This window comes from Pseudomonas sp. GL_117, from assembly GCF_057835125.1.
Genome location: NZ_CM174418.1, coordinates 2,339,840 through 2,357,058, shown reverse-complemented (window position 1 = coordinate 2,357,058; position 17,219 = coordinate 2,339,840). Strand labels below are relative to the sequence as shown.

Here is a 17,219-nt window from a genome sequence, read left to right as displayed (position 1 = left end):
AAGCGCGGTGCCCTCTGCACCGCGCTTTCTGTCTGGAAGAACCCGCATGACCCTCACTTCTCACACGTCCCTGGGGCGCCTGCTGCTCGGCCTGGCCCTGGGCGCCGCCTTGCCCGTACAAGCCGATGACAGCACCCTGACCGGCGACTGGGGCGGCCTGCGCCGCGAGCTCGACGCACAAGGCATCCGCTTCACCGGCGACTACAGCGGCGAGACCGCCTACAACGCCCACGGCGGTATGCACCGCTCGGCGCGCTACTCGCAGAACCTCAAGCTCGGCGTGCAGTTCGACCTGGGCAAGCTCTACGGTTTCAACAACGGCGACCGCATCCAGCTGACCATCAACGACCGACGCGGCAACAGCGCCTCCGAAGACCTGGTGGGCAACCGCCTGCCGATCCAGGAAAACTACGGCGGCCTCTACACGCGCCTCACCGAGTTGAGCTATGAGCGCACGCTGTTCACCCCGGAGCTGAACGTCAAGCTCGGCTACATGGCCATGGGCAACGACCTCGGCGGCCTCGACAGCGGCATTCTGTGCAACTTCATGAACGCCGGTTTCTGCGGGCACCCGCTGAACATGTCCGGCGGCAGCGGCTGGACCAACTACCCGAATGCGCGCCTCGGTGCACGGGTCAAATACGACCTCTCGCCAAACTGGCAACTGCGCGTGGCGGCATTCAACGTCGACCCGCAAAGCAACGGCAACTCCAGCCGCGCCTGGCATCTGACCCCCAAGCACACCACCGGCACCGTGGTGCCCATCGAGCTGATCTACAAGCACGCGGGCACCCTGCCGGGCGAATACAAGGTGGGTTATTACTACGACAGCTCCGACGTCAAACGCATCGGCAGCACCAAGGATGTGAGTGGGCGCAGCGGGCACTACCTGCTGATCGACCAGGCCGTGTGGGCCTCGGATACATCCGCCGGTCGCGTGCTGCATGCCTTTGGCCAATACTCGGCGGCCAGTGAAGCGGCCTCACCGTTCAGCAAGTGGTATGGCGCGGGCATGGTGTTGTACAAACCGTTCGAAGGCCGCCCGCGTGACACCCTCGCCCTCGGCTACGGGCGTGCCGTGCCGAACCCGCGCAGCCGTGAGGTGCAGGAACTGGCGGCGTTCAACGCCGGTACCGATTACCCCAACCTGAACAACGCCGAGCAGTTGATCGAACTAAGCTACGGCTACCAGGCCACGCCGTGGCTGACCTTGCGTCCGGATGTGCAATACATCATCGAACCGGGGGCGTTTTCCGGGGACAAGATCGACGACGCGTTGGTCCTGGGTTTGCAGGTCAAGGCGACCTTCTAAGCCACCGGCAGCGCGTTGTTGATAATCTCGCGTGCGTAGTTCGCCAGTTGCTTGGCGCTCATCGCCGCGACCTCATCCGCCTCGATGGGCGGATGGGCGACGATGCTGACCTGCGTCCTGCGCAAGGCGTTGTAAGCGATATGGTTCACCGCCGGGCTGATCGTCACCGGAACGATCCCCACCCCCATCTCCTTGGCCAGCCGAAAGGCACCGCTCTTGAACGCGAGCATCTTTTCGCCATGGGTGCGCGTGCCTTCCGGGAAGATCCACAGCGACGTGTTGTCGGCCACCACCCGCCTGGCGAGCTTGCGCAACCCCTCGATAGACGCCCGTGGGCTGCTTCGATCGATGAACAGGCTGCCGGTCAACCAATACAACTGCCCTAGCAGCGGCAACCATTTGAGTGAGTGTTTGGCCACAATCACCGTACCGGGGTTGAGCGCTTGCGCCACGATCAGCGCGTCATGGTTGCATTGGTGGTTGGCCACATAAATATAGGGTTGGGTGGTGGGCACGCGGTCAAAGCCGTGCACCTCGACACGCACCGCGCAGATGCGATTGATCAGCGCGTAGACTCGGCAGGCCACGTACAGGTTTCGGTTCTTCGACGGGTTGATCAGCATGTAGAGGCATAAAAACGGAAAGCTCGACACGATCAACAACAGCACCAACAAGGCTCTGGCCAACGCAATCATAAATAACCCGCTTCAGGCCGCGAGGCACAAGGCGCGGGTGGTGGTGTCGTCGATGTCGATCCAGAATGGCACGATGCGTTGGTTGTCGATCAGGTGCGGCGCCGAGATCCGGCGCGTGGTAACGCCCATCCGCTTGAGCAGGCGCTCGTTGCCCACTGCGCTGAACGCAATCAGGCGAAAAGCGCCCTTGGAGCGCGCCACATCAATCACTTCGCGAACCAGTTTTACCGTGTTCTGCCACGATTGCTCGGCGCTCAACACCTGCCCCTTGGGCTGGCTGATGGCAAAGCGTGACAGCTCCCAAATATCCGCCGAGAACGGCGGCGGGCTTTCCCCCATCAGGTGCGGGAACACTTCGCCCAGCAAGTACGGGCCATTGGTGGGCAGCAGGCGGGCGCAACCGAAGATCTCGCGATCACGGTCACAGGCCAGAACGTAGACGGTATCCGGGCGATCAAACGCATCCAGCTCACGCCCCTCTTCGCACGGCAAGGGCCAGCCCAGGGCTTTGACAAATACCTCATACCGATACTTTGCCAGGGCACTCGCCATGCCTGGCAATAGTTCACCCACTGTCCCTGTTACTGCCGTAAGCATGCCAACCACCCAACCAATATTATTGGCCGAGTACAGCAAACCGTTGATTTTGTGAGTAGCTGCCCGAATAGGCAGGTGGACTACCCCCAGAAACTATGCATCCGCCGCCTGGAACAGCCTGTATAATTCGACTCCGCCCAGCTAAGACGGGCGTCGAGCATGGAAGGAACTCTTGGTGAATGACTGGCGCGAAACGTTAGTCGAGGCAGTGTCGGGCTGCACGACCGAACATGAACTATTCAATAAATTGCATGCCATTACGTCCGGCTTGGGCTTTGAATTCTGCTCCTACGGTCTAAGAATTCCGCTGCCGCTGGGCGCACCGCACTATGTCCTGCTGTCGAACTACCCGAGCGCCTGGGAAAGCAAGTACGTCAGCGAGAACTACTTCGTCCAGGACCCTACCGTCGAACATGGCCTGACCCGCTCCATCCCCCTGCATTGGTCCGCCGCGCAACAGCACAAACAATTGGCCTTCTGGGAGGAAGCGCGGCACTACCAGCTGAACCATGGCTGGTGCCTGTCTTCCCAGCGGGGGCCCAACGCGATTGGCCTGCTCTCGGTTTCACGCTCCAGTGAATATATTTCTGCGCTGGAGTTGGAGAGCGTCGAAAACAAGCTGATCTGGCTGACGCAGTTGGCGCACGAGTCCATGACACGCTTTTTCTCTGACAAATACCTGCCTGAAATCGACCGGCCCCTGACCGTGCGCGAGAAAGAAACCTTGCGCTGGACGGCACTGGGCAAGACCTATTTCGAGATCAGCATGATCCTGACCATCGACATCCGCACGGTGAAGTTTCATCTGGTCAACGCCATGCGCAAACTCCAGGCCAGCAACAAGGCCGAGGCGGCCGTCAAGGCGGCCCTGCTGGGGCTGCTTTTTTAACCCTGGCGATACTCTCCTGGCGTGCAACCAAACTCACGACGAAAGACCGTGTGCAGGTACTGGGCCGACTTGAAGCCGCAACGCTGCGCAATGTCGGCAATCGCCAGGCCACGGTTTTCCAGGCCTTTGGCGGCCGCCGCGAGCTTGAAGCGCAGGATCTCGTCATGCACGCTGCACCCGCGTTCGCGGCGAAAGTGCGCCTCGAGGGATGAACGCGATACCCCCACATACGCTGCCACCTGGGCGGTCTTGATGCCCTGGCAGGCGTACTGGCGGATAAACAGCAGCGCCTGCATCACATACGGGTTGCCCAAGGGTTGATGCAGGCTGGAGGCTTGCACATTGATCGCCTCCGGCGGCACCAGGATCTGCTCGGCCTTGCACGGCTTGCCATGCAGCATCTGGTGCAACAGCGCCGCCGCCGTGCGGCCCATGGTTTCGGTGCCCTGGATCACCGAACTCAGCGGCACCCGCGTGAGCGTGCGGGTCAGTGGGTCGTTGTCGATGCCGATCAGCGCGACCTCCTCCGGCACGGCAATCCCGGCGGTCAGACAGGCTTGCAACAACTGCCGCGCACGGGCATCGGTGACGGCGATGATGCCGATGGGTTTGGGCAAGCCCTGCAGCCAGGCGATCTGCTGCTCTACGGCGCTGTCCCACAGCGGTGCGCTGGTGCCCAGGCCGCGATAGATCTCGACGGCCAGGCCGTCGCGCTGCATCAGGCGGCGAAAGGCTTTTTCCCGCTCCTGAGCCCAGCGATTGGCCTTGGCCTCGGGCAGGCTGAAACAGGCAAAGCGCGTCAGGCCCGCTTCGATCAAGTGCTCATAGGCCAGCTTCATCAAGCCGTGGTTATCAGTGGCCACGTAGGGAATGCCCTTCGGATACGCCCGCGCATCCTCATAGGAACCACCCACCGCCACCACCGGCAGTCGGCTCCCGGCCAGCGCCTCGCCAATCAGCGGATCGTCGAAGTCGGCAATGATCCCATCGCCCTGCCAGCGTTCGATGCCCTTGAGGCGGCACAGAAAGTCCTCTTCAAGGAACAAGTCCCAGGAGGCGCGGGTGCTGCTCAGGTAATTGCCGATGCCGGCGATGATGCCGCGGTCGTAGATTTTGCTGCCGTTGAACAGCAAGGCAATGCGGTGCACGGGCGGTAGGGTTTTCATTGTTTTTGTCCTGGGGCCGGTCGGGACAGACTAGACCCCACCACTCAAAATCGCACCATCCCTTGGTGATTTTCATAATCGCCAGCCCCAACACCGTTGCTAGTATCGAGACACCGCCAAGAATAATAAGGAAAACGCCATGCCGTACTTCCCAGGTGTCGAGAAGGTTCGCTTCGAAGGCCCAAACAGCGACGCTCCCCTCGCCTTTCGCCACTACGACGCAAACAAACTGATCCTCGGCAAACCCATGCGTGAACACCTGCGCATGGCCGCCTGTTATTGGCACACCTTTGTCTGGCCGGGGGCGGACATGTTTGGCGTGGGCACCTTCCAGCGCCCGTGGCAGCGCAGCGGCGAGCCAATGGCCGTGGCCATCGGCAAGGCCGAGGCGGCGTTTGAGTTTTTCTCCAAGCTGGGCATCGATTACTACAGCTTTCACGACACGGATGTCGCCCCCGAAGGCAACTCGTTGAAGGAGTACCGCCACCACTTCGCACAGATGGTCGATCACCTGGAACGGCATCAGGAACAGACCGGCATCAAACTGCTGTGGGGCACCGCCAACTGCTTCAGCAACCCGCGCTTTGCCGCCGGCGCCGCGAGCAATCCAGACCCCGAGGTGTTTGCCGTGGCGGCCGCCCAGGTGTTCAGCGCGATGAACGCCACGCACCGGCTCAACGGGGCCAACTATGTGCTGTGGGGCGGCCGCGAAGGCTACGAAACCCTGCTCAATACCGACCTCAAGCGCGAACGCGAACAGCTCGGGCGCTTTATGCGCATGGTGGTGGAGCACAAGCACAAGATCGGCTTCAAGGGCGACCTGCTGATCGAGCCCAAGCCCCAGGAGCCGACCAAGCACCAATACGATTACGACAGCGCCACGGTGTTCGGCTTCCTGCATGAATACGGCCTGGAACATGAGATCAAGGTGAACATCGAAGCCAACCACGCGACATTGGCCGGGCACAGTTTTCATCACGAAATTGCCACCGCCGTGTCCCTGGGGATTTTCGGCAGCATCGACGCCAACCGCGGTGACCCGCAGAACGGCTGGGACACCGACCAATTCCCCAACAGCGTCGAGGAAATGACCCTCGCCACCTATGAAATCCTCAAGGCTGGCGGTTTCAAGAATGGCGGCTATAACTTCGACTCCAAGGTGCGCCGCCAGAGCCTGGACGAAGTGGACCTGTTCCACGGGCATGTGGCGGCCATGGATGTGTTGGCCCTGGCGCTGGAACGCGCAGCGGCGATGGTGCAGAACGATCGGCTGCAACAGTTCAAGGACCAGCGTTACGCCGGTTGGCAGCAACCGTTGGGCCAGGCGGTGCTGGCGGGTGAATTCAGCCTGGCGTCGCTGGCCGAGCATGCGTTTGCCAATGAGTTGAACCCGCAGGCGGTAAGCGGCCGCCAGGAAATGCTCGAAGGCATCGTCAACCGCTTTATCTACCGCTGAACACGTAGTGAGCGGGCTTGCCCCGCGCCGGGTGGCGAAGCCGCCCTAAACCCAGGCGCCGCGGTGTATCAGAAAGACCGAGGCGTCTGGATTTGGGGCGGCTTCGCCACCCGGCGCGGGGCAAGCCCGCTCACTACAAAAACCCGTTTCACCTGAGTCTTTCCAACAACAATAAAAGGACGCATACCCATGAAACGCACACTTATCGCCACCGCCCTGGCCCTGCTCGCCCTGCCCGTCATGGCCGACCCGGCCCACCCGAAAATCGGGTTTTCCATCGACGACCTGCGCCTGGAACGCTGGTCACGCGACCGTGACTACTTCGTCGCGGCCGCCGAAAAACTCGACGCCAAGGTCTTCGTGCAATCGGCCGACGCCAACGAGCAAAAGCAGATTTCCCAGATCGAAAACCTGATCTCCAGGGGCGTCGACGTGATCGTCATCGTGCCGTTCAACGCCACCGTCCTCACCAACGCCGTGGCCGAAGCCAAGAAGGCCGGGATCAAGGTGGTGTCTTATGACCGCCTGATCCTCAACGCCGACATCGACGCCTACATCTCCTTCGATAACGAAAAAGTCGGCGAGATGCAGGCCAGTGGCGTGTTGCAAGCGGCGCCCAAGGGCAACTACTTCCTGCTCGGCGGCGCGCCCACCGACAACAACGCCAAGGTGCTGCGCGAAGGCCAGATGAAGGTGCTGCAACCGGCCATCGACAAGGGCGACATCAAGGTGGTGGGCCAACAGTGGGTCAAGGAATGGAACCCCACCGAGGCCCTGAGCATCGTCGAGAACGCGCTGACTCGCAACGACAACAAGATCGACGCCATCGTCGCCTCCAACGACGCCACCGCCGGTGGCGCGATCCAGGCCCTGGCCGCGCAGCAACTCGCGGGCAAGGTGCCGATCTCCGGCCAGGACGCCGACCTCGCCGCCGTCAAGCGCGTGATCGACGGCACCCAGACCATGACCGTGTACAAACCGCTCAAGCTGATCGCCACCGAAGCGGCCAAGCTTTCGGTGCAGTTGGCGCGCAATGAAAAACCGGCCTACGGCTCGCAATACGACAACGGCAGCAAAAAGGTCGACACCATCCTGCTCACCCCGACCCCGCTGACCAAGGCCAATATCGACCTGTTGGAGAAAGACGGGTTCTACACCAAAGAGCAGATTGCCGGGCAGTGACCGCCATGGCCGACTACCTGCTGCAAATGAACGGCATCGTCAAACGCTTTGGCGGTGTCAACGCCCTCAACGGCATCGATCTCCAGGTGCGGCCAGGGGAGTGCATTGGCCTGTGCGGCGAGAACGGTGCCGGTAAATCCACCTTGATGAAGGTGCTGTCGGCGGTCTACCCCCACGGCACCTGGGACGGTGAAATCCTCTGGGACGGGCAACCGCTCAAGGCTCAATCCATCAGCGAAACCGAGGCCGCCGGCATCGTGATCATCCACCAGGAACTGACCCTGGTGCCCGACCTGTCGGTGGCCGAGAACATCTTCATGGGCCACGAGCTGACCCTGCCGGGCGGGCGCATGAACTACCCGGCGATGATCCACCGCGCCGAAGCCCTGATGCGCGAGCTCAAGGTGCCGGACATGAACGTGTCGCTGCCGGTGTCGCAGTACGGCGGCGGCTACCAGCAGCTGGTGGAAATCGCCAAGGCCCTCAATAAACGCGCGCGCCTGTTGATCCTCGACGAGCCCTCCTCGGCCCTGACGCGCTCGGAAATCGAGGTGTTGCTGGACATCATCCGCGACCTGAAAGCCAAGGGCGTGGCCTGCGTATACATCTCCCACAAGCTCGATGAAGTGGCGGCGGTGTGCGACACCATCGCGGTGATCCGCGACGGCAAGCACATCGCGACCACCGCCATGGCCGACATGGACATCGCCACGATCATCACGCAGATGGTCGGCCGCGAGATGAGCAACCTCTACCCCACGCAACCCCACACGGTCGGCGAGGTGGTTTTCGAGGCGCGCAACGTCACCTGCTACGACGTCGACAACCCCAGGCGCAAACGCGTCGACGACATTTCCTTTGCGCTCAAGCGCGGCGAAATCCTCGGCATCGCCGGGCTGGTTGGCGCCGGGCGCACCGAGTTGGTGTCGGCGCTGTTCGGCGCCTACCCCGGCCGCTACAGCTGTGAGGTGTGGCTGGAAGGCCAGCGGATCGACACCCGCACACCGCTCAAATCGATCCGCGCCGGGCTGTGCATGGTGCCAGAAGACCGCAAGCGCCAAGGCATCATCCCCGACTTCGGCGTGGGCCAGAACATCACCCTGGCCGTGCTCGACACCTATGCCAAGCTGACGCGCATCGATACCGAAGCCGAACTGGGCAGCATCGACCGGCAGATCGCGCGCATGCACCTCAAGACCGCGAGCCCGTTCCTGCCGATCACCAGCCTGTCCGGCGGCAACCAGCAAAAGGCTGTGCTGGCGAAAATGCTGATGGCCAAGCCGCGGGTGCTGATCCTCGACGAGCCCACACGCGGCGTGGACGTGGGCGCCAAGTATGAGATCTACAAACTGATGGGCGCGCTGGCGGCCGAAGGGGTGGCGATCATCATGGTCTCGTCGGAACTGGCCGAGGTGCTGGGAGTGTCCGACCGCGTGCTGGTGATCGGCGACGGCCAACTGCGCGGCGACTTCATCAACGACGGGCTCACCCAGGAACAGGTGCTCGCCGCAGCGCTCAGCCACAACAACAATAATAATGATCGGAAGACCGCGTAGATGAACCAGGTCAAACAGCTGTTTACTCGCTACAAAATGCTTGCCCTGGTCATCGCCGTGGCGGTGATCTGGGTGTTTTTCAGCTGGCAGACCGATGGCGGCTTTCTCACGCCGCGCAACCTGTCCAACCTGCTGCGGCAGATGGCGATCACCGGGATTCTGGCGTGCGGCATGGTGCTGGTGATCATCAGCGGCGAGATCGACTTGTCGGTGGGCTCGTTGCTGGGGTTGCTCGGTGGCTTGGCGGCGATCCTCGACGTGGTGTATCACGTGCCATTGCTGGCCAACCTGAGTCTGGTGGCGTTGTGCGGGTTGATGATTGGTTTGGCCAACGGCTACATGACGGCCTATCTGCGCATCCCGTCGTTTATCGTCGGGTTGGGCGGGATGCTCGCGTTTCGCGGGATTCTGCTGGGGATCACCGGCGGCACCACCATCGCGCCGGTGTCGCCGTCGCTGGTGTACATAGGCCAAGGGTATTTGCCGCATACGGTGGGTGTTGGGCTCGGGGTGCTGTTGTTTGCGTTGACGCTGTTCCTGACCTGGAAACAGCGCCGCAATCGCGCATTGCATGGGTTGACGGCGCACTCGATGGTGCGTGACCTGGTGCGTGTAGCAGTGATCGGCGCAGTGCTCGCCGGATTCGTCACCACCCTCAACAGCTATGACGGCATTCCGGTGCCGGTGCTGCTGTTGATGGTGCTGCTCGGCGTGTTCAGCTATGTCACCAGCCAGACCGTGTTCGGCCGCCGGGTGTATGCGGTGGGCAGCAATATGGAGGCCACGCGGCTGTCGGGCATCAATGTGCAGGCGGTGAAATTGTGGATCTTCGGGATCATGGGCGTGATGTGCGCGCTCGCCGGTCTGGTCAACACTGCGCGGCTGGCTGCCGGCTCACCGTCAGCAGGCAACATGGGCGAACTGGACGCCATTGCCGCGTGCTTTATCGGCGGCACCTCGATGCGCGGCGGCTCGGGCACGGTGTATGGCGCGTTGCTGGGGGCGTTGGTGATTACCAGCCTGGACAACGGCATGTCGATGCTGGACGTGGACAGTTACTGGCAGATGATCGTGAAGGGCAGCATTCTGGTGTTGGCGGTTTGGGTGGATGTGAGTACGCGGGCTGGGCGACGGTAAGTTCCCCCATTCTCCAAAACACCCTAGAACCCTTGTGGGAGCGGGCTTGCTCGCGAATGCGGTGGTTCAGTCAACTCATTCATTGGCTGATCCACCGCATTCGCGAGCAAGCCCGCTCCCACATTTTTGACTGCATTTCAGCATTAGGGCGTTGGAATTGCTGGCGTTTTGTCATGGTTTGTAAAGGGCCAGCAAGTCGTGTCGCTTTAAATTGCAGGACGTTTCCGAGACAATCCCCGCCGCCTTGTGCCTGCTGGAATCGGTGGCAAGTCTGCGGTCCGTCACTGCCAATTCAGTGACCGGGTTTAGCAGCCTGACTTCAATAGGCACACGGTTCACATCTGCATTTATGGTGGCTGTGCGCGGGGCACCTTCGGGTGCGCTGGTTTTCCTATTGACCGGTCTGCTAACCCGCGTACAGCTACCACCCACGTTTAGCAGCGTTGACGGTAGCTCCCTTGCCCAATAGGAGTTACACCATGAACAAAGCCCGACCCGACCCACCCATCGACCCCGCCAAAGACCGCGCCGCCTTCAACCGCGCCATCGATCACTACCTGCCTACCAGAGGCTTCCACTCGGTCAACGAAGACCTGAGTTTCGAAGACGCCCTACTCTACACCGCCAGTTTGCTCGACAGTGCTTCGGCGACGGCGCTAGATTGTGGTGAGCAGCTGGAAAGCCTGGAGCGGGCGAAGATTTTGGCCGTGTGGCACCTGCTGGAAATTGCCAAGACCACCGTGGACCGCTCCATCAACTGCCTGAAACACGGATAAAAAAATGTGGGAGCTGGCTTGCCTGCGATAGCGGTGTATCAGTACTCGATGTGCTGACTGACACCACGCTATCGCGGGCAAGCCCGCTCCCACAGTTGACCGTGTACTGGCTTAAGTTATTTGGAGACCGGCATGGCGAACTCGGCGCCTTGCTCGATGCTCTCCGACCAGCGCTGCATGATCGACTTCTGCTTGGTGTAGAACCGCACACCCTCAGTGCCGTAGGCATGCATGTCGCCAAACAGGCTTTTCTTCCAGCCGCCAAAACCATGCCACGCCATCGGCACCGGGATCGGCACGTTGATGCCGACCATGCCCACTTCAATGCGCCGGGCAAATTCGCGGGCGATGTTGCCGTCGCGGGTAAAGCAGCTCACGCCGTTGCCGAATTCGTGTTCGTTGACCAGTTTCACCGCTTCGCCGAAGTCGCTCACGCGCACGCAGGCCAGCACCGGGCCGAAGATTTCTTCGCGGTAGATGCTCATCTCTTTGGTCACGTGGTCAAACAAGGTCGCGCCGAGCCAGAAGCCGTTTTCCAGGCCCGCCTCGGTCGGCACGTAGTCGCGCCCGTCGAGCAGCAGTTGTGCGCCGGCCTGCACGCCTTGCTCGATATAGCCGCTGATGCGTTCCAGGGCAGCACGGGACACGATCGGGCCCATCTCGGCTTTCAGGTCGCGGCCGTCGGTGATGCGCAGTTGCTTGGCGCGCTCGGTCAGCGCGGCGATGACCTTGTCCCCCACGTCGCCCACCAGCACCGCCACCGAGATGGCCATGCAACGCTCGCCGGCACTGCCGTAGGCCGCACCCATCAGGGCGTCGACGGTTTTTTCGATGTCGGCGTCGGGCATCACCACCATGTGGTTTTTCGCGCCACCCAGGCCTTGCACGCGCTTGCCGTGGCGGGCGCCGGTTTCGTAGATGTATTGCGCAATCGGCGTCGAGCCGACGAAGCTCACTGCCTTGACGTCCGGGTGTTCGATCAAGGCGTCGACCGATTCCTTGTCGCCCTGCACCACGTTGAACACGCCTTTGGGCAGGCCGGCTTCATGCAGCAACTGCGCCATGAACAACGACGCACTTGGGTCAGTCGGGCTTGGCTTGAGGATGAAGGTGTTACCCGCCGCGATGGCAATCGGGTACATCCACATCGGCACCATCACCGGGAAGTTGAACGGCGTCACGCCCGCTACAACGCCCAGCGGCTGGCGCATGGTCCAGTTGTCCATGCCACGGGAAACCTGGTCGGAATACTCGCCCTTGAGCAGGTTCGGAATACCGCAGGCGAACTCCAGAATGTCGATACCACGGTCCACTTCGCCCTGGGCGTCGGTGAACACCTTGCCGTGTTCGGCAACGATGATGCGCGCCAGGTCGTCCTTGCGTTCACGCAGCAGGTGCAGGTACTCGAACAGCACGCGGGCGCGGCGGATCGGCGGGGTGTCGGCCCAACCGGCGAAGGCGGCCTGGGCAGCGGCGACGGCTTCGGACACGGTCTGGCGGCTGGCCAGCGCGACGCGCCCGGTCTTTTCGCCGGTGGCCGGGTTGAAGACGTCCTGATAGCGATCATCGCGGGACACGCGCTGGTCGTTGATGTAGTGCTCGATTGTAGTTGTCATGGCAGTAGATCCCAGGTGGGTAGCATGCAGGTCAGTAAGTCAGACACACGATAGGCTTTCGCTTTGTTCCTAACCAGAGCAGAATCCTGAACTTATTGTCCACATATGCGAACAATCCCATCATGGAAAAGGCTGAGATCGAAGGGCTGTGGACCCATATCCACTGGCTGTCAGTACTGGAAGAACACGGCACCTACACTGCCGCCGCCGCCCGCCTGGGTGTGAGCAAGTCCGCTGTGAGCCAGCGCATTTCCGACCTGGAAAAGGCCACCGGCACCCGCCTGGTCACCCGCACGACACGCAGCGTGCGCCTGACAGACGCGGGGTTGTCGCTGACCCGCGAAGTGCGCAGCGCCTACGCGCAAATCGCACGCAGCTTCTCGTCGGTGCGCGACTCGGTCGGAGAGATTCGCGGGCTGGTGCGTCTGACCGCGCCGGTGGCCTTCGCCCGTCAGCAACTGGTGCCGCATCTGTCGGATTTTTTGCAGCAATACCCGCAGGTGCGTATCCAGCTGGACGTATCCGACGCCCTGAGTTCACTCGCTGCCGAAGGCTACGACCTGGCGGTGCGCCATGGTTTCCAGGTGCCGGAAACCCATGTGGCGTGGAAGCTGTGCGACACCACTTCGGTGTTGGTCGCGACCCAAGACTACCTGCAACGCCACGGTGAACCCCGCGAGCCGGGCGAGTTGTCCGCGCATAACTGCCTGTTCTACCCACGCGGCACCGACCAGCCCGCCTGGACCTTCGAGCGCGGCACAAAACACCTCGAACGCCTCACGGTGCCAATCTCCGGCAGTTTCGCCACCAATAACAGCGAAGCCCTGCGAGACTCGGCCCTCAATCACCTGGGCATCGCCCTGCTCCCGGATTTCAGCGCGCATGCCGCGCTGGCCAGCGGCAAGTTGGTGCAGGTGCTCAAGGACTGGACGCTCAAGGGCGCGTTTGCCGATGAGATTTACCTGATCCGGCCGTATTCGCCCCATGTGCCGAAGTCGGTGAGTGTGTTGGTCGGGTATTTGAAGGACAAACTGTCGGGCGGATTCAGGTTCACAGGCTGAGGTTTAGCGCTTGCCGGATAGAACCAATAGTCCATAATGGACAAATTAGTTTAGTCACGGAGCATCCCATGCCCAGCACGCCTCAAGTGATCAACCAAACCCAGGCCCGCGAGCTGCTCGCCCAAGTCGATGTACCGCAGATCCTGCACAAGCTGTTCCGCGACCTGGCCGCCGGGCAGGCGGTGCAGCCGGCGCAACAGTTAGTCGAATTTCCACAGGCTGCCGGCGACTTCATCAACTACCTGGGCGTGCTGGCCGAGGAAGGCGTTTATGGCGTCAAGACCTCACCGTACATCGTGCGTGAACAGGGGCCGCTGGTGACGGCGTGGACGCTGTTGATGTCGATGCACACCGGCCAACCCCTGCTGCTGTGCGATGCCGCCGAGTTGACCACCGCCCGCACGGCCGCAACGACCGCGTTGGCGGTGGAGGCGTTGGCGCCTCTGTCGGCACGGCGCCTGGCGATTATCGGCAGTGGCAAGGTAGCCCAGGCGCATCTGCATTACGTGAAAAACCTCCGGGACTGGCAAAGCATCCGCGTATTTTCGCCAAGCCTGGGCGCAGCTGCACCGCAGGCCATCGCCCACCTCAACAGCCTGGACCCACGGCTGACCATCGCGCCTACGTGCGATGCGGCTGTGGACGACGCCGACGTGATCCTGCTGTGCACCTCATCCGCCGGGCCGGTGATCGATCCAAGCCGCCTGGGCAAGCCGGCATTGATCACCTCCATCAGCACCAACGCCCCGCGCGCCCACGAAGTACCACCCGAGTCGCTGAACGGCATGCAGGTATTCTGCGACTATCGCCAGACCACCCCAGGCTCGGCCGGGGAAATGCTCATCGCCGCCGAGCAGCACGGCTGGGACAAACGCCACATCGTCGGCGATCTGCCCGAACTGCTCAGCGAACACGTACCGCGCCCGTCCTACGACCGTCACGTATTCTTCCGCTCCATCGGCCTGGGCCTGGAAGACATCGCATTGGCCAATGCACTCTGGAGACACTTATGAGCCACGCAGATTTCATCATCATCGGCGGCGGCATTGCCGGCGCGTCCACGGGTTTCTGGTTGTCGCCGCACGGCAAGGTGCTGGTGCTGGAGCGTGAAAGCCATCCGGGTTATCACTCCACCGGGCGTTCGGCGGCGCTCTACACTGCCGCCTATGGCACCGCGCAAGTGCGCGCGTTGACCCTGGCCAGCCGCGCGTTTTTCGACAACCCGCCGCCGGGTTTCTGCGAACACCCGCTACTGACGCCACGGGGCGAAATCACCGTTGACTTTATCGGCGACGCGGCCGAATTGAACGCCCAGTACCTGAGCGCCAAGGCCACCGTGGCACAGGTTGAACTGCTCAGCGCCGACGAAGCCTGCGCGAAAATGCCGATTCTGCGCCGCGAAAAAGTCCACGGCGCGCTGTACGACCCGACCGCCAGCGACATCGACACCGACGCGCTGCACCAGGGCTACCTGCGTGGCATCCGCCGCAACGGCGGCGAGGTGCGCACCGACAGCCACGTCATCGGCTTGAGCCGTGACGCCGCCGGCCTCTGGCAGGTGCAAACCGGCGATACCACCTACAGCGCGCCCATCATCATCAACGCCGCCGGTGCCTGGGCCGACAGGCTCGGTGCGCTGGCCGGTGCCGCGCCTATCGGCCTGCAACCCAAGCGCCGCTCGGCCTTCATCTTTGCCGGCCCCGAAGGCGTCGACAGCCACCACTGGCCGATGCTGGTGGCACTGGACGAATCCTTCTACATGAAACCCGACGCTGGCATGTTCCTCGGCTCGCCGGCCAACGCCGACCCGGTCGAACCCCAGGACATCCAGCCCGAAGAGCTGGACATCGCCATGGGCATCTACCAGATCGAAGAAGCCACCACCCTGACCATCCGCCGCCCGACGCGCACCTGGGCCGGGCTGCGCAGCTTTGTGCAGGATGGCGATTTGCTCGCGGGCTTCGACCCCGTGGTGCCCGGCCTGTTCTGGGTGGCCGCCCAAGGCGGGTATGGCATCCAGACCTCCCCGGCCATGGGCCAGGCCAGCGCAGCGCTGGTGCGCGGGGCGCCATTGCCGGAGCCACTGACGCGGTTTGGCCTCGACGCTGGTATGCTCTCCCCCGCACGCCTGGAGCCCCATTGATGAACAGCGCCGAACAAGAACAGATCATGCAGAACTTCCGGGCGATGGCCGACGCCATCGCCACGCTGTTCTTTCCCCACGCCGAAGCAGTGCTGCACGATTTGCGCTCGCAAAAGGTCGACTACATCGCCAACAACCTGTCGAAACGGGCAATTGGCGACGACTCGGCGCTGGAGGACATGCTCAGTGACGACATCAGCGACGTCAATATCGGCCCGTACGAAAAGCTCAATTGGGATGGCCAGAAAATTCGCAGCCTGAGCACCGTGCTGCACGACCACACAGGTCGGCGCCTGGCGGTGCTGTGCATCAACCTGAATATTTCACTGTTTGAAAACGCCAAGGCGGCGCTGGACCTGTTTCTCTCGCCGAGCAAACTGATCCCACAGCCGGACTCGCTGTTTCGCGATGATTGGCAAGAGCGCATCAACACGTTTTTGCATGCCTGGATGCGCGAGCGGCAACTGAGCCTCAACCTGCTGACCCGCGACCACAAGCGCGAACTGGTACTGTCGCTACATGCCGAGGGCGCGTTCAAAGGCAAGAGCGCCTCGAACTACGTGGCCAACGTGCTGGGCATGGGGCGGGCGACGGTCTACAAACACCTCAAGGAATTGAAGGGCCATTGAGGCACCTCGGTCGTAGTGAGCGGGCTTGCCCCGCGCTGGGTGGCGCAGCCGCCCCAAACGATCCACCGCGGTGTTTCAGGAAGACCGAGGTGCCTGGATTTGGGGCGGCTGCGCCACCCAGCGCGGGGCAAGCCCGCTCACTACAATAGGGGGCGCCGGGTTGTGTGGGCATCAATCGCCGTAGATGTCGGACTTGAAGTACTGCTGCGAAATCTTCTGGTACTCACCGCTCGCCCGAATCCCGTCAATCGCCGCGTTCAATTGCGTGACCAACGCCTCATTGCCCTTGCGCACCGCGATCCCCGCGCCCTCGCCCACGTATTTCGGGTCCTTCAGCTCGGGCCCGACAAACGCATAGCCCTTGCCCCGAGGCATCTGCAGGAAGTCATTCAGCGGGATGGTGTCGGCAAAGATCGCATCCAGCCGACCGGCCGCCAGGTCCATGTAGATTTCTTCGTTGTTGCTGTAGCGCTTGACGGTGATGCCCTTGGGTTCAAACACCTCGGTGGCATAACGGTCGGTGGTGGTCGCACGCTGCACGCCGATGGTCTTGCCCTTGAGGCTGGCGTAGCCGTCATCCACCACCGCGCCGTCCTTCATCACCAGCCGCGACGAGGTGAAATAGTACTTGTGGGTGAAGTCCACCGACTTCTTGCGGTCTTCATTGATGGTCATGGACGACAAGGCCATGTCGATTTTCTTCACCTTGAGGGACGGAATCAGACCATCGAACTCACCTTCGACCCACACACACTTGACCTTCATCTGCGCGCACAGGGCGTTGCCAATGTCGTAGTCAAAACCGACGATCTCGCCTTTTTCCGTCTTGGAGGCAAACGGCGGGTACGCCGCTTCAATGCCGATGCGCAGGGTTTTCTCGGCTGCCATCAACGGGCAGGACGCAAGCAGGCCCAAGGCCAGGGCGGTGATGAGGGGGAGTTTCTTCATGATGAGGTTCTCGCGGGTTGTTGTTGGTTTGGCAAGAGAGAAGAAAGCGCTGCTGT

16 protein-coding genes are annotated in these 17,219 nt (G+C 62.0%); 11 read left to right on the top strand and 5 right to left on the bottom strand.

Features of this window, described 5'->3' with window-relative positions:
- The first annotated feature begins 46 nt into the window (after positions 1-46).
- Entirely contained in the window at positions 47-1,312 is a 1,266-nt protein-coding gene (locus AC3ISR_RS10730) for a carbohydrate porin (RefSeq protein WP_192300887.1), read from the top strand.
- Here the strand turns inward: AC3ISR_RS10730 and AC3ISR_RS10725 are convergent.
- The gene (locus AC3ISR_RS10725; protein WP_192300886.1) at positions 1,309-2,007 is read right to left on the bottom strand and encodes a lysophospholipid acyltransferase family protein; all 699 of its coding nucleotides are present in this window, start codon (positions 2,005-2,007) and stop codon (positions 1,309-1,311) included. The two genes, AC3ISR_RS10730 and AC3ISR_RS10725, sit on opposite strands and share 4 nt — an antisense overlap.
- A 12-nt stretch (positions 2,008-2,019) precedes the next feature.
- On the bottom strand, positions 2,020-2,604 hold the full coding sequence (locus tag AC3ISR_RS10720) for an acyl-homoserine-lactone synthase (RefSeq protein ID WP_226455996.1): 585 nt from the start codon (positions 2,602-2,604) through the stop codon (positions 2,020-2,022).
- Between the two features lie 175 nt (positions 2,605-2,779).
- Here AC3ISR_RS10720 and AC3ISR_RS10715 point away from each other — a divergent pair, with 175 nt between their 5' ends.
- Positions 2,780-3,493: an autoinducer binding domain-containing protein gene (locus tag AC3ISR_RS10715; protein WP_192300885.1), complete on the top strand. Its 714-nt coding sequence runs from the start codon at positions 2,780-2,782 to the stop codon at positions 3,491-3,493.
- Here the strand turns inward: AC3ISR_RS10715 and AC3ISR_RS10710 are convergent.
- Entirely contained in the window at positions 3,490-4,659 is a 1,170-nt protein-coding gene (locus tag AC3ISR_RS10710) for a XylR family transcriptional regulator (RefSeq protein ID WP_192300884.1), read from the bottom strand. The genes AC3ISR_RS10715 and AC3ISR_RS10710 overlap by 4 nt on opposite strands.
- A 139-nt stretch (positions 4,660-4,798) precedes the next feature.
- Here AC3ISR_RS10710 and xylA point away from each other — a divergent pair, with 139 nt between their 5' ends.
- From xylA to AC3ISR_RS10685, 5 genes are all read left to right on the top strand, one after another.
- Positions 4,799-6,115 (top strand): xylose isomerase, encoded by a 1,317-nt coding sequence (xylA, locus tag AC3ISR_RS10705; protein WP_192300883.1) that lies wholly within the window; start codon positions 4,799-4,801, stop codon positions 6,113-6,115.
- A 189-nt stretch (positions 6,116-6,304) separates the two neighbouring features.
- On the top strand, positions 6,305-7,297 hold the full coding sequence (gene xylF / locus AC3ISR_RS10700) for a D-xylose ABC transporter substrate-binding protein (RefSeq protein WP_192300882.1): 993 nt from the start codon (positions 6,305-6,307) through the stop codon (positions 7,295-7,297).
- A gap of 5 nt (positions 7,298-7,302) precedes the next feature.
- Entirely contained in the window at positions 7,303-8,853 is a 1,551-nt protein-coding gene (gene xylG, locus AC3ISR_RS10695; protein ID WP_463984879.1) for a D-xylose ABC transporter ATP-binding protein, read from the top strand.
- Entirely contained in the window at positions 8,854-9,990 is a 1,137-nt protein-coding gene (locus tag AC3ISR_RS10690; RefSeq protein ID WP_192300880.1) for a sugar ABC transporter permease, read from the top strand.
- Positions 9,991-10,469: 479 nt separating this feature from the next.
- Positions 10,470-10,766 carry a DUF6124 family protein gene (locus AC3ISR_RS10685; protein WP_192300879.1) on the top strand — a complete coding sequence of 99 codons (297 nt, stop codon included), beginning with the start codon at positions 10,470-10,472 and terminating at the stop codon, positions 10,764-10,766.
- A gap of 116 nt (positions 10,767-10,882) precedes the next feature.
- Here AC3ISR_RS10685 and AC3ISR_RS10680 read toward each other — a convergent pair whose 3' ends face one another.
- Positions 10,883-12,382: a CoA-acylating methylmalonate-semialdehyde dehydrogenase gene (locus AC3ISR_RS10680; protein WP_192300878.1), complete on the bottom strand. Its 1,500-nt coding sequence runs from the start codon at positions 12,380-12,382 to the stop codon at positions 10,883-10,885.
- 122 nt (positions 12,383-12,504) lie between these two features.
- Here AC3ISR_RS10680 and AC3ISR_RS10675 point away from each other — a divergent pair, with 122 nt between their 5' ends.
- From AC3ISR_RS10675 to AC3ISR_RS10660, 4 genes are all read left to right on the top strand, one after another.
- Positions 12,505-13,443: a LysR family transcriptional regulator gene (locus tag AC3ISR_RS10675; protein ID WP_192300877.1), complete on the top strand. Its 939-nt coding sequence runs from the start codon at positions 12,505-12,507 to the stop codon at positions 13,441-13,443.
- A gap of 68 nt (positions 13,444-13,511) precedes the next feature.
- Positions 13,512-14,456: an ornithine cyclodeaminase family protein gene (locus AC3ISR_RS10670; protein WP_192300876.1), complete on the top strand. Its 945-nt coding sequence runs from the start codon at positions 13,512-13,514 to the stop codon at positions 14,454-14,456.
- Positions 14,453-15,586: an NAD(P)/FAD-dependent oxidoreductase gene (locus AC3ISR_RS10665; RefSeq protein WP_192300875.1), complete on the top strand. Its 1,134-nt coding sequence runs from the start codon at positions 14,453-14,455 to the stop codon at positions 15,584-15,586. Before AC3ISR_RS10670 ends, AC3ISR_RS10665 begins: the two co-directional genes overlap by 4 nt.
- Complete coding sequence (locus tag AC3ISR_RS10660; RefSeq protein WP_463984878.1) at positions 15,586-16,215, top strand: helix-turn-helix transcriptional regulator; 630 nt, start codon at positions 15,586-15,588, stop codon at positions 16,213-16,215. Before AC3ISR_RS10665 ends, AC3ISR_RS10660 begins: the two co-directional genes overlap by 1 nt.
- Positions 16,216-16,386: 171 nt before the next feature.
- On the opposite strand, the gene AC3ISR_RS10655 is transcribed toward AC3ISR_RS10660, so the two are convergent.
- Entirely contained in the window at positions 16,387-17,163 is a 777-nt protein-coding gene (locus tag AC3ISR_RS10655; RefSeq protein ID WP_192300873.1) for an ABC transporter substrate-binding protein, read from the bottom strand.
- Between the last annotated feature and the right edge of the window lie 56 nt (positions 17,164-17,219).

Coding starts and splice junctions, on each gene's coding strand:
- AC3ISR_RS10710 (WP_192300884.1), bottom strand. CDS start 4,659: ATGAAAACCCTACCGCCCGTGCACCGCATTGCCTTGCTGTTCAACGGC.
- AC3ISR_RS10720 (WP_226455996.1), bottom strand. CDS start 2,604: ATGCTTACGGCAGTAACAGGGACAGTGGGTGAACTATTGCCAGGCATG.
- AC3ISR_RS10685 (WP_192300879.1), top strand. CDS start 10,470: ATGAACAAAGCCCGACCCGACCCACCCATCGACCCCGCCAAAGACCGC.
- AC3ISR_RS10655 (WP_192300873.1), bottom strand. CDS start 17,163: ATGAAGAAACTCCCCCTCATCACCGCCCTGGCCTTGGGCCTGCTTGCG.
- xylA (WP_192300883.1), top strand. CDS start 4,799: ATGCCGTACTTCCCAGGTGTCGAGAAGGTTCGCTTCGAAGGCCCAAAC.
- AC3ISR_RS10680 (WP_192300878.1), bottom strand. CDS start 12,382: ATGACAACTACAATCGAGCACTACATCAACGACCAGCGCGTGTCCCGC.
- AC3ISR_RS10675 (WP_192300877.1), top strand. CDS start 12,505: ATGGAAAAGGCTGAGATCGAAGGGCTGTGGACCCATATCCACTGGCTG.
- AC3ISR_RS10665 (WP_192300875.1), top strand. CDS start 14,453: ATGAGCCACGCAGATTTCATCATCATCGGCGGCGGCATTGCCGGCGCG.
- AC3ISR_RS10660 (WP_463984878.1), top strand. CDS start 15,586: ATGAACAGCGCCGAACAAGAACAGATCATGCAGAACTTCCGGGCGATG.
- AC3ISR_RS10725 (WP_192300886.1), bottom strand. CDS start 2,007: ATGATTGCGTTGGCCAGAGCCTTGTTGGTGCTGTTGTTGATCGTGTCG.
- AC3ISR_RS10690 (WP_192300880.1), top strand. CDS start 8,854: ATGAACCAGGTCAAACAGCTGTTTACTCGCTACAAAATGCTTGCCCTG.
- AC3ISR_RS10730 (WP_192300887.1), top strand. CDS start 47: ATGACCCTCACTTCTCACACGTCCCTGGGGCGCCTGCTGCTCGGCCTG.
- xylF (WP_192300882.1), top strand. CDS start 6,305: ATGAAACGCACACTTATCGCCACCGCCCTGGCCCTGCTCGCCCTGCCC.
- xylG (WP_463984879.1), top strand. CDS start 7,303: ATGGCCGACTACCTGCTGCAAATGAACGGCATCGTCAAACGCTTTGGC.
- AC3ISR_RS10670 (WP_192300876.1), top strand. CDS start 13,512: ATGCCCAGCACGCCTCAAGTGATCAACCAAACCCAGGCCCGCGAGCTG.